The sequence below is a fragment of the Paenibacillus sp. FA6 genome (assembly GCF_051550225.1).
Classification (GTDB): domain Bacteria; phylum Bacillota; class Bacilli; order Paenibacillales; family Paenibacillaceae; genus Paenibacillus_AQ.
In genome coordinates this window covers 1,626,516-1,638,329 of sequence record NZ_CP188820.1, presented here as the reverse complement: position 1 = coordinate 1,638,329, position 11,814 = coordinate 1,626,516, and the positions used below count along the sequence as shown (strand labels likewise).

General features: G+C 41.2%; 10 protein-coding genes. 2 read left to right on the top strand and 8 right to left on the bottom strand.

Annotation, left to right across the window (positions count from 1 at the left end; translation table 11 throughout):
* Nucleotides 1-15: 15 nt before the first annotated feature.
* Nucleotides 16-762, bottom strand: coding sequence for a sugar phosphate isomerase/epimerase family protein (locus ACP8HI_RS07540; protein WP_438350496.1), 747 nt, complete (start codon nucleotides 760-762; stop codon nucleotides 16-18).
* A gap of 108 nt (nucleotides 763-870) precedes the next feature.
* On the opposite strand from ACP8HI_RS07540, the gene ACP8HI_RS07535 reads away from it, so the two are divergent.
* The gene (locus ACP8HI_RS07535; RefSeq protein WP_438350495.1) at nucleotides 871-1,797 is read left to right on the top strand and encodes an AraC family transcriptional regulator; all 927 of its coding nucleotides are present in this window, start codon (nucleotides 871-873) and stop codon (nucleotides 1,795-1,797) included.
* Nucleotides 1,798-2,032: 235 nt separating this feature from the next.
* Here the strand turns inward: ACP8HI_RS07535 and ACP8HI_RS07530 are convergent, their stop codons facing one another.
* From ACP8HI_RS07530 to ACP8HI_RS07500, 7 genes are all read right to left on the bottom strand, one after another.
* Nucleotides 2,033-3,889, bottom strand: a complete 1,857-nt coding sequence (locus ACP8HI_RS07530; RefSeq protein ID WP_438350494.1) for a patatin-like phospholipase family protein — start codon at nucleotides 3,887-3,889, stop codon at nucleotides 2,033-2,035.
* Between the two features lie 251 nt (nucleotides 3,890-4,140).
* Nucleotides 4,141-4,584, bottom strand: a complete 444-nt coding sequence (locus tag ACP8HI_RS07525; RefSeq protein ID WP_438350493.1) for an OsmC family protein — start codon at nucleotides 4,582-4,584, stop codon at nucleotides 4,141-4,143.
* A 100-nt stretch (nucleotides 4,585-4,684) separates the two neighbouring features.
* Nucleotides 4,685-5,335, bottom strand: coding sequence for an ABC transporter ATP-binding protein (locus ACP8HI_RS07520; protein WP_438350492.1), 651 nt, complete (start codon nucleotides 5,333-5,335; stop codon nucleotides 4,685-4,687).
* 17 nt (nucleotides 5,336-5,352) lie between these two features.
* Entirely contained in the window at nucleotides 5,353-6,882 is a 1,530-nt protein-coding gene (locus ACP8HI_RS07515; RefSeq protein WP_438350491.1) for a hypothetical protein, read from the bottom strand.
* Complete coding sequence (locus ACP8HI_RS07510; protein ID WP_438350490.1) at nucleotides 6,879-7,685, bottom strand: ABC transporter permease; 807 nt, start codon at nucleotides 7,683-7,685, stop codon at nucleotides 6,879-6,881. Before ACP8HI_RS07510 ends, ACP8HI_RS07515 begins: the two co-directional genes overlap by 4 nt.
* A 190-nt stretch (nucleotides 7,686-7,875) precedes the next feature.
* Complete coding sequence (locus ACP8HI_RS07505; RefSeq protein ID WP_438350489.1) at nucleotides 7,876-9,447, bottom strand: ABC-F family ATP-binding cassette domain-containing protein; 1,572 nt, start codon at nucleotides 9,445-9,447, stop codon at nucleotides 7,876-7,878.
* Between the two features lie 118 nt (nucleotides 9,448-9,565).
* On the bottom strand, nucleotides 9,566-10,417 hold the full coding sequence (locus ACP8HI_RS07500; RefSeq protein WP_438350488.1) for a helix-turn-helix transcriptional regulator: 852 nt from the start codon (nucleotides 10,415-10,417) through the stop codon (nucleotides 9,566-9,568).
* A 128-nt stretch (nucleotides 10,418-10,545) separates the two neighbouring features.
* Here ACP8HI_RS07500 and fabF point away from each other — a divergent pair, with 128 nt between their 5' ends.
* Entirely contained in the window at nucleotides 10,546-11,784 is a 1,239-nt protein-coding gene (fabF, locus tag ACP8HI_RS07495; RefSeq protein ID WP_438350487.1) for a beta-ketoacyl-ACP synthase II, read from the top strand.
* Nucleotides 11,785-11,814 lie beyond the last annotated feature (30 nt).

The window sequence follows — 11,814 nt, the reverse complement described above, 5'->3', positions numbered from 1 at the left end:
ATCCCCTTTTATAAGTTATAGAATTTGTCTTAAATATTGTAGACTCTTCTCAATACTTTGCAGTTGTGGAAGATCGAACTCTTCTTGCTCTACCGTATACCAATCCACATTGTATTGCTTCGCTGCAGCAGTAATCTTATTGAAATCCATTATTCCTGAACCAATCTCAATATTCCGCTTGTCTTCTTCACTCTTCATATCTTTAATGTGCAGAATCCTGCAACGTTCCTTATATCTATGAATAAAATCTATCGATTGAAGACCCGTATGTTCTACCCAGTATGTATCCAACTCCACAAACAAATGATCTGATTGTGTATGATTCACCAGTAGATCGAGCCCATATTCACCCTCAAATTTATTAAATTCAATACCGTGATTATGGTAACCGAATTGGATTCCATTCTCTTTACAGCGTTCACCAATACGATTGAATCCTTCAGCCGTTCGCTTATATGCATCCGCACTATCACGCATCTCTTCTGGAAGACCTGGACAAATGATATACGGGCTCTGAATTTCCAGCGAATACTCTATCGTCTGTTCCAGATTCTCTTCAAGCTCAGAAATGCCAATGTGGCTACCCGCCGCCTGTAATCCCAAATCATCCAACGCTTTTCTCAAATCTTTGGCAGAAGTACCGAAGTATCCAGCGAATTCCACTCCGTCGTAACCGATTCTAGCCACCTTGTCCAGTGTGCCAAGAAAATCTACATTCGTTAATTCTTTAATTGAATACAGTTGCAAAGCGATCTTATTCATATCTTTGCACTCCTTTCTTGTTACCAATAAAGTTACCAAACTTAGTGTAAAAGTAATACAATGAAGCTATCGTATAATATTAAATATTTGTCATTGGAGTGTATTGTCATGTCTGAAGCCTACTTTGAATCCAACCGGTCACCTATAGGAACAATTCATTATCCATATGAATGCATGATTCATTCGTTTGTTGGTAGCCATTGGGTCGTAAATCCCCATTGGCATGTCTATATTGAAATTCTATATTTCTTATCAGGACAGGCGAAAGTATTTCTAGGTGGAGAATCCCATATCCTCAATAAAGGGGATCTGATCCTTATTCATTCGCATGAGACGCATTCTATTTATTCTACGGACGTGGAACAAGTCTCTTATGTCGTGATTAAGTTCGATCCAGAGATTCTATATTCCACCTCAAGAACCATTTTTGAATCTAAATATGTGTTACCATTCACCATGGCGAAATCGACCAATCAACGAGTGTTCACTGAACAAGAGATTATAGGCAGTCCCATCCCTTCTCTCGTTACAGAAATCTATGAAGAATATACTACGCGAAACTATGGGTTCGAACTCGCTGTTCGGACATTAATATGTAGAGTATTTCTATGGTTTTTGCGTAAGTCGCAGGACACTCAGCCGAATTGGGACGTTGCGCATTCACTGAAACAAATTGATTTTCAAATGTTGCAGAATGTGTTCGAATATATTGATGACCATTATATGGAGGACATCAATGCTAATACCGCTGCAAGTATGTGTAACCTGAGTTACAGTTACTTCTCACGAAAGTTCAAAGCGATTATGGGCAAGACGTTTACGAACTACTTGAACTACATTCGAATTACAGAAGCTGAAAAGTTACTACTGACGAGCGATTCAAGTATGACGGAAATCGCTTTGGAAGTTGGATTCTCCAATTCTAGCTATTTCATCCAACAATTTAAGCAATACAAAAACATTTCACCCAATCAATTTCGCAAAAAGAGTACTCAAGAAAATTCAGAATCCGCTGTCCAGTACTCTCAATCTTAACCTATTACGTTTAATTGCGAGTTCAAAAAGTTAAATTTTCAGCACCGAGAAGATTGGATGAAGTAAGGGAGTGAGGAGCGGAGCGTAGGCAGTACCTACGTGAGCACCGGAGGGACCGGCTGAATTCAATCTTCGATGTCGAATACGCTCCTTGCTATACTTCGTGATCAAAAGATGACTTTTTGAACAACCTCTTTAAAGGGAAAAAATAGAGAAAAGCTTAATCTAATGTCTATTACATTAGATTAAGCTTGTTTTTAATACGTATCATGGCTTCTCTCGTTACTACTTCCCCAGCAGCAATACAAATTTTCGAATCGTTGAAGCTAATTTGATTGAATCCAAGGTCAGGACGTAAAACGACATCCGCAAGCTGCAATTCCTCCTTCACCATCTTTGCACTCATCATATCGATGGTATTCATTAGTGAATCCACAAAATGTCTAGCTGTTCCTTTAGCAAATGACTCTGCACATACATTGACAGCAATGACAATATCCGCTCCCATACTTTTCACTAGTGCAGCTGGTACCGGATGGACAACCGCTCCGTCCATAAGTGTCTTCTCCTGATAGTAGACAGGACGCATAATAGCGGGGATTGCTGTACTTGCACTGATCGCATGTGCAAGTGATCCTTCTCGCATAATGTGAGCCTCTCCTGTCGAGGTATCTGAAGCTACAGCAGCAAAGGGGATAGGTAGATCCTCAATAAGCTTTTTACCTAGATACTGTTCGATAAATCCAATCATCGGTGTATTATGTACGAATGAGCGTTTCGGTATGGTTGGTCGGACTAATTGACTCCAGCGAATCGTTGAGAGAACACGAACACAGTCCTCCACAGGCATTCCGGCCGCATAGGCACCACCAACTAATGATCCAACACTCGTACCCGCTATCATATCGATAGGTATGCCCTCTTCCTCCAACACTCGTAATACTCCAAGATGAGCCATTCCTCTAATAGAGCCACTACCTAACGCTAACCCAATCGTGGGTCGATCTCCTGCTTTACGTGCTCGACCAAAACGTAAATGATTGCTATAGATCATACGACCCTGACTTAAAATATAGGCTTCCTTAATTACCCCTTGTAACTCCTCAACATTATTAGTTAAGTATGGAAAAAGACTAAGTAGACGTAGTCCATCTTGCGAGATCGCCATTTCAACATCCTCAGCCCCTTCCTTTCCTACAAAGTATTGCGCTAATAAGGGTATATCCTCCAACCGTTCGCGAAGAGGTGGTACTGATAGCGTTGTTACGTTGGGTAAGTTTATGGATTCTGAGGCGATGATAACGATTCGAGTCTGAACATCCGTTTCTATGATTTGTTTCAGAATATGAGTAGGGAATTGTTCGACTTGTTCAACGACAATCGTACCGCCTTTAGCCGCACGTACTCTCGTATCCCAAGTTAGTAAGTCGAAGTCATAGCCACTGATAGTAAGTATCGGATAATGGCCTTGTGTCGTTATGAAATGAAGCTTTCTAGCGATGCTTCTCTTTCCTGTACCAGCTTCACCTACAATGACAACGTGCTCTTGTCTTGTAGACAGGCGTTCTACATTCTCTAGTAACTCTTGCATGGCTGGACTTGCCCCGATGAGCTCGCCATATCGCTCCTGCTCCTCCGTCTCATGCTGCTTCAAAATAAACAGACTCTTAGTATGCTCTTCTAACACGCGCTCATTGGAATTCTGAATTCGTTTGATCATGGCTTCAATAATCTGCCTGCGGAAATCAGCGTTTCTATCCATCAATAGCAACATGCCTGTACGAGAAACGCTTATCGTATGAACATCATCAACCGCTTCAACATAAGCACTGACAGGGTCTCCAGTCAAACAAGACATTTCTCCAAAAAAGTGTCCTCTTTGCAGTGTAGCTAATTCAACTTTCTTTTCATGCTGTATAAATACTCTTGCTTGACCTGACACGATAATGTGGACGCGCTGGCTAACCTCACCTTGCTCCATGATAAGTTGATCGGACAAATATTGTTGTTCCTGTATTTCTAAGTTCAACTGCTGCAGTTCTTCGGCGGATAGTTGATCCATCAGCGGATATGACTCGTAGGGATGTTGCAATCAAATTCCTCCTTTTATATGTATGATTGTAATGTGCTTTTATATTGTTGTTACTAGTTTCCTCTAACCACTATATTCTACAGGTTCTTTACAACATTTCAAACCACTTCATGCGAATTCATGCGAAATACTTTGATATATCTTCCACTCGCTTCATATTTCTTATTCTATTCATTTATAGAATAAATCTCATTAACAACAAAGACCGAGTCCCTCCTATTTTGGAGAAAACCCGGTCTTGTGATCTGTATTTAATTCTCGATAATGATTCTGTCTAACTTAAGATTAACCGGATGTGCGAGTGAGTCTCCAACGGGGCACTTACTCTCTAAAAATTTCACGAATTCCTCAACCTTTTCTTTAGGTGAATCGGTTTTGATTCGGAATGTATATCGGATATCAGAGTAGCCAGGACGAACATCAGATTTATTGAAAAATCCATCGAGATCAAGGTCACCTTCAACATCCACGCTGAAACCATCTAGTTTAACATCAAACTTTGGCGCATAGATTCTTGCAACAATAGACTGACAAGCTCCTAGGGAGGCAAGCAACACTTCGACTGGATTCATTCCAGTATCTGTTCCGCCCAAGCTCTTTGGCTCGTCAATTGTTAATTCGAAATCTCTAGAGGTAGCTTTTACTTGAACTCCATCTTGTAACTGTGCAGTTGCTTTGAACGTTTGAATAGCCATTGTATAATCCCCTTTAATTATGTAGTTCGTTGCCTGTGTGCAACACTTAAACCAACTATCTTAATGGGTATTATATGAATAATATTTAATATTGTCAATACTATTGAAGTAGTGGCTCTACAATTTCTAATTTTTGATTACGGATTTGAAAAACCTGATCACACAGTAGATCAATATCTTCCTGATTATGGCTTGTCAGGATGATCGTTTTCCCTTCTTGCTTATAATTCAGGAGCAGCTCGCGAATAATCTTCACACTATCGATATCTAACGCATTAAAAGGCTCGTCCAGAATCAGCACTTCCTGATTCTCCATAATCGCTTGGGCAAGCGCAATTTTTTGCTTCATTCCTAACGAATAGCTTTTCATCTTTTGGCGAGCAGTAGGATCTAATCCAACAAGACGCATCGTACTCTCAATATCCTGATCAGTAATCTTGTGCTGAATTTCTGCCCATCTCTTTAAATTCTCAAAACCAGTTTGCCCCGCTAAGTAACCAGGACGATCGATTATAATTCCAAAGTTACTTGGGAAATCAGCGTGCTTACTGCGATATTGGGGATGAATATACACTTCCCCCTGATCCGGATTGATAAATCCACAGATTAGCTTAAACAAAACGGATTTCCCCGAACCATTCGGACCTGTAATTCCATATATTTTCCCTTGTTCAAAAGTTGCATTTGCCTGATTTAGCAATAGGTTTCCTTTGAATGATTTACTAACATTCACAACCTCGATCAACTTCATCTCATCGTCCCCTGTCCTTAGAAATTTCCTATCTCCGCATTTCTCTTACTAAACAAATACAGTATCACGCCTAATTCGATTAGAAGATATACGACAAGCAATCCTGTAATCCGAAGTAAATCCTCCCACTGTCCACTAACGTATCCCATACTATTGAGTCCTGCCGGTAGCCAGCTCCCGACATTGATCATCGGTAAAATGATAAGTACCAACACAGCCTGCGCAATAAGACTATAGGACGCATCCTTGGACAGCCAGGCAGTGATAAATACAATCATGATCCCATTCATGATTTGCAACCAGCCATTGAACAGAAAATGATACAATACTTGATTGAAATTCACATCAGGTTGTACCGTGATTTTCAGATCAAGGGTTTGCCCAGAAGTTAGACCGACGACTATGGTCAGAACAATTAATCCAATAAGCAATGTAACGGCACCCAGTGCAATTCGGCTTCCTAGACGAGCGAACCAATGGCGAAGTGATCGATGTCGGATCGCAATGTAATAGAAACGACCAGACAAATATTCCGTAATGTACACCTGGAACAGATACACAAAGCCCATAAATACAACAACATAGAACATAAAAGATAATAAAGAAAACCCACCTTCGGGCGAAACACCATAGAAACGAAGATATAGAGTATCCCACACCGTAACCGATTTCTCCCACGGATTAAGATATGGACTGGTGATGCCTAGCAGACATAACAATGCATAACCTACATAAGGATAGCGTGCTTTAATCCATATTTCGATCGACAACAACCGCCATTTTTTTAGCAGAGGTACAACATAGATACTAGTTATTAGAATTCCAATTAAGATTACAAATGCTGGATAAACAGCACGGTACGCACCGTAAGTTGAATGAACTGTCATATAGTTAAAGGCATTCAGCTTCGGAAACTCACGTAAATATCTAAAAGCTGCCAAAATATAAAATAAAATAATAAAACTACTAATCCCTAAATACAACAGATTGGAGAAATAAAGATACATAGCCGCAATGAAAGCGTGTACGGATAGAAGAAAAATAATAAGTAAGCACAGTTGAAGCATCAGAACTACGTAAGGTGGCAAACCGGATTGCTTGGAAAACGAACTTATATAATTAAAAGTAGAAAGATCTGCTGAACTATAAGAGCTCCAATTCGTATCATAAGGTAGCCCTGCAGTCAGTAAAATTGAGATAATCAACAACAACGTTATACAGACCAGAACGAATGGACTATAACTTTTTACCGAATACATAACCCATTTCCACCAGCTTTGCACACGTACCAGGTAGTTTAACTTCCAGGTCTCCCTAATCGTAAGACAAGATAAGAGAAGCATACTAGGCAGAATCAGATAAAGTAACAAAAAAGGATCACCAGTAATGCCGATTATAATATCCCACTGATTTAATCTCGATTGAATGAATAGGGAAGAATCAATGATATGTTGCCGCTGGCTTCGGGCAAAAATAAACATAACAATAAAAAGAATTGACCATTTCCAAGTTAGCAATTCATCAAGAATCTTTTTGCAATACCTCATGTGATGCTGTCTACTTTAGACGAATTTCGCTTTACATATATGATTAGCCCAACAAGAACAACAGTAAGAACTAGAAACGGAACAAACGCAGTCCATATCGGATTTTGCACACGATCGAAAGGGAAGATAACATAGTTGGGTCGATAATCTTCTATCCCCCATGCAGAGAGCGTGAAGCTACCAATTAAATAAATGATAAAAGGCAGCGTCAATGCCAAAAAACGATTTCTTATAAGTAGTACTAGGACAAGGCTTATTGCTGAATATAAGGCTGCATTCATTCCAACCCAAAGCGAGTATAGGATGCTGTATGTAAAAGTGCCGTATTGGAGGAGTTGTGTGAATGTGTGACGGGTGTAGGTGTCTGCTGCGATATTATCTTTTGTCAATCCAAACCCTTCTGGATCATATTTAGCAATTCCCAAATGAGGTTCAATATAATAAGCAAACAGGAAGGGAATAAAAATGAGCATAAAAAAGAATAAACAAGTTAGTACTATATTAGCAGTAAGTTTGATATATAACGTTTCCATTATTGGTCTACGCATACGAGTATAGGTCAGATAACGATTGCTAACTTCTCCCGAAAAGGAAGTTGCGTACACCAAAACGGCAATAATCGGAAAAGTAATGGGCAATACTCCATTCAATGTAAATGTAAAATAATCCTGTGAATCTCTTAATTGATATCCCTGACTTCTATATACGGCAACAGAAATCAGAGCTACAGTCGTAAAAATCCAAAGAAATAGAAACATTGGTGTTAACTTACATCTGACTTCCTGAATTACTTCTCTGAGCATTTTTTTCATCCTTTCTTTTTCTATTAATATAACATAAAAAGGATTTTGTTCCCTTCTTTTGTAATCTATAGTAATGGAGGTGGATAAAGTGAAATAAATCAAAATTAATAAAGGCGACAATCCATTTGATTCTAAATGAAAAGTCGCCTTTATTTATGTTATTCACTATCTTTTTTTAGATGGAACCTGTTCATACACTCTGCTCACTTACTCCCAAATTAGGGTCAAAGGTTAGCATCTTTGTCGCGATTTTGTCTATGAAGAATCGATCATGGCTGACCGTAACTACTGCACCAGGGAAATGAATCAGTGCCTGTTCCATAACCTGTATACTTGTCAGATCAAGATGATTGGTCGGCTCGTCCAATATAATGACAGCAGCCCCCGAGAGTAAGCACTTAGCCAGTGCTACTCTAGCCTGTTGTCCACCAGACAGATTACCTATCACTTTACTCAGATCCATTTCCGAGAATTGCAGCATCGATAGAAATTTATTCACTTTTTTTCTAGTAGCATTTAAACCAAGTCCAGAAATATTAACCGCATGGCTAACGGTATCCTTAAGATCAAGCTCATCCCACATTCGGTTGAAATAAGCGTAACTAACGCCTCTCTCCCAAATGACCTCGCCTGATTCTGGTTGCTCCTGGCCAGTAAGCACTTTAATAAGCGTAGACTTCCCACTTCCATTTGGACCGACGATAGCTATCCGATCTTCCTTCTGAATATCGAAGCTTATGTTTTGGAATATCGATCGGTCGTCATACGTCTGTCCGATTCCCTTCACTTGGCATAGATTGTCTGGGAAACGTAAATTCTCATAAATATCGGTGATAAGCACGTTCACAGGATGAGGCTCAACCCGCTTCTTCATATCAGCCAACTTCCGCGAAAGTCGGTCTTTTGAGGTTTTCTTGTTTGCGCGGCTATCAATGACTTCAGACTCCATAATGAGAAGTTCTTCCTCCCATTCGAACTGGCGATCTAATACTTTTTTACGCATCTTCTTCTTCCGTATGTAATCAGTATAATTACCTTCGTATTCTTGAAAATGATAATTCTCAATTTCAATCGTTCGCGTAACGACTCTATCGATAAACTGCCGATCATGGGACACCAGAATCATTGCTCCATTGAAGCGGTTTAACCACTGCTCTAACCACACCAGTCCTTCCAAATCCAAAAAGTTTGTTGGTTCATCGAGCAATACAACATCGGGTAACTCAATTAAGATTTTGGCGAGCGCGGCACGATTTCTCCAACCACCAGATAACTCATCAACGGGCTGATTCCGCGATCTATCATCGAAACCCAACTTGGTTAGTACCGTATCGATCTCGATGGATACATTCCATCCATCCAAATGTTCCATTTGTTCAAAAAGCTCTGCTTGCCGCTCTAATAGTCTATCCATCTCAACATCATCGGTTACTCGGCCTAGCTTCTCCCCTAATTCTTTGAGTTCCTGCTCTATAAGTCCAACCTGCTCGAAGCACAATTCTAACTCTTGCTGAACAGATAACCCTCCACTCAGTTCTGAGAATTGAGAGAAGTAACTGATCTTAACCTGGGGATCTACCTCCACTTTTCCAGACGTAGGTTCTTCTTTACCCATAATCAGCTTAAAAATAGTCGATTTACCCGCACCATTTCGTCCGATTAGACCAATACGTTCCCCTTTGCTTACACGAAAATAAATATCGCGAAAAATCAGTGTATCCTCATATTTCTTAGTTACATTCTCCATACGAATAACGCTCAACTCTATCACTCCTCAAACGTGATTATAACACTGGATCGCTATTGGTACATCACTACCCTAACTAGATACTAACGGACATTCATGAAATGGATCAGCAAAAGGTAATGATCCTAGTCTTTTAGTGTAGCGTATGCTGCTCCATAAGTTGCTTTAACTTGGATTCAGTATTCGAATCCCCAGCTGGAGTATAGATGCTACAACGTAAATCTGCAGTGCCATGAACCTGTAACGAGGTTAAGTGAAAAAGCATTTTCCCCGCCTTGGCATGTCTGAACTCGAGCAACACGTCCGGAGCAGAGCTTACCTGGCTTTGCTCCCATAGCTCGTTAAAATCAGGATGTAGTGTCTTAAGTTCTCCGATAAAGTCGTCGTACCAGCGATCCTCCACATACTGCCCGTAATAAGCCCGAAAAATGGATAAATAGCCTCCGACGAACTGTTCCCAGTTAACCGCCAGCCGTTGAAATTCCTTACGCACAAATAGTAATCGAATCATGTTTCGTTCCTCTATCGGCAGCTGGGCAAAGTTCAGGAAAACATGCGCTGCGGCTTCATTCCAGCCAACAATCCCACAGCGCCGGTCCGATATAATCGTAGGACAATATTTGAGTTCCAGTAAAATTTTCTGTAGCGCTGGGCTGATTACAGAGAACTCTTCCTGTTCGAACGGAGCACTTCCAGAACCGGTCTCTAGTGCCAAAGCGAAGAGATAATTACGCTCATCCTTCGTCAGTTGCAATGCCGCTGCTATACAATCCAGAACGGATGACGATACTTTGATATCTCGTCCTTGCTCAAGCCATGTGTACCATGTATTGCTAACCCCTGCGAGCTGAGCGACCTCTTCTCTTCTTAACCCAGGAGTCCTTCTGCGCGTGCCTTCCGGCAGCCCTACGGACGCAGGTGATATAGCAGCACGACGTGCCTTTAAGAAATACGATAATGCCTGAAGCCTCGTCTGATTAGACATCTATTCTATCCCACCTTCCTGATTGAGGCCTTAGTATAGTACTGTTTATACTAGTATAAACTATAACTTGTAATAGGATAAGTAAAGTGAAAAGATACCTGTATACATTATTCTGAGGAGGAACATCTATGGAACGAGTAGTCATTACTGGCATGGGATTGATATCACCGCTTGGAAATACTGTAGAACAATTTTGGGATCGTCTACTTAAAGGTGAATCGGGCATTGCTCCGATTACTTCATTTGATACATCAGGGTTTAAGACTAAGATTGCTGGGGTTGTTCATGATTTTGATCCCGAAGCCAGATTTGGTCGCAAAGAAGCACGCCGGATGGACCGTTTCAGCCAGTTTGCGCTGGCTGCAGCCGAAGAGGCATGGGATCATTCCGGGCTACAGCTCAATAAGATTGACAGAGAGAGACTCGGTGTATACGTTGGTTCCGGTGTAGGGGGAATCCAGACCTTGATGGATCAAGGTGCACTGCTTAGCGCACGAGGTTCCGAAAGAGTGAGCCCGACCTTAATTCCAATGCTCATATCTAACATGGCCGCAGCGATGATTAGCATTAAACTGGGAGCATTAGGACCCTCTATGTCACCGGTTACGGCATGCTCTATCGGTAATACAGCCATTGGCGAAGCATTCCGGCTGATCCGCTATGGTGGTGCCGATATTATGATTGCCGGAGGTTCTGAAGCTGCGATTACCGAAATCTCATTGGCCAGCTTTGGGAATGCGACCTCTTTATCTACTCGAAATGAAGAACCGGCTAAAGCGAGCCGTCCTTTTGACGGTAAGCGGGATGGGTTTGTAATCGGTGAAGGTGGCGGCATTATTATCCTTGAGTCACTTTCTCACGCTCTGCGTAGAAACGCCCTAATTCATGGCGAAGTGATCGGCTATGGAGCTAGTTCCGATGCTTATCATATGGTTGCCACTCATCCCGAGGGTATTGGTGCTTATCAAGCTATGAAGCTCTCCCTACGTGAGGCCGGAATTCAGCCGGAGGATGTGGACGTAATCAGCGCACATGCCACGAGTACCCTAGTCGGTGACCGCTCTGAAACGCTGGCGATTAAAAAACTATTTGGTGAAGATGCCTACCGCGTTCCCGTTACAGCGAATAAATCTATGACCGGACACGCACTTGGAGCTGCTGGCGGTTTAGAAGCCATTGCCTTGGTCAAAAGTATTCAAGATGGCATTATTCCTCCTACCATCAATCAGTACGAGCTTGATTCCATCTGTGATCTAGATTACGTACCCAATACCGCTCGTAAAGCTGATCTTAATATTGGGATTTCTAATTCCTTTGGTTTTGGGGGACATAATGCTGTGATTGTAATCCGCAAATATGAGAATTAACATATCATGTTTAAACACATCATATAAGCT

Bases quoted from the DNA above. Each gene is read 5' to 3' on its own strand.
- ACP8HI_RS07535 (WP_438350495.1), top strand. From the start codon at position 871: ATGTCTGAAGCCTACTTTGAATCCAACCGGTCACCTATAGGAACAATT.
- ACP8HI_RS07515 (WP_438350491.1), bottom strand. From the start codon at position 6,882: ATGAGGTATTGCAAAAAGATTCTTGATGAATTGCTAACTTGGAAATGG.
- ACP8HI_RS07520 (WP_438350492.1), bottom strand. From the start codon at position 5,335: ATGAAGTTGATCGAGGTTGTGAATGTTAGTAAATCATTCAAAGGAAAC.
- ACP8HI_RS07500 (WP_438350488.1), bottom strand. From the start codon at position 10,417: ATGTCTAATCAGACGAGGCTTCAGGCATTATCGTATTTCTTAAAGGCA.
- ACP8HI_RS07540 (WP_438350496.1), bottom strand. From the start codon at position 762: ATGAATAAGATCGCTTTGCAACTGTATTCAATTAAAGAATTAACGAAT.
- ACP8HI_RS07525 (WP_438350493.1), bottom strand. From the start codon at position 4,584: ATGGCTATTCAAACGTTCAAAGCAACTGCACAGTTACAAGATGGAGTT.
- ACP8HI_RS07510 (WP_438350490.1), bottom strand. From the start codon at position 7,685: ATGCTCAGAGAAGTAATTCAGGAAGTCAGATGTAAGTTAACACCAATG.
- fabF (WP_438350487.1), top strand. From the start codon at position 10,546: ATGGAACGAGTAGTCATTACTGGCATGGGATTGATATCACCGCTTGGA.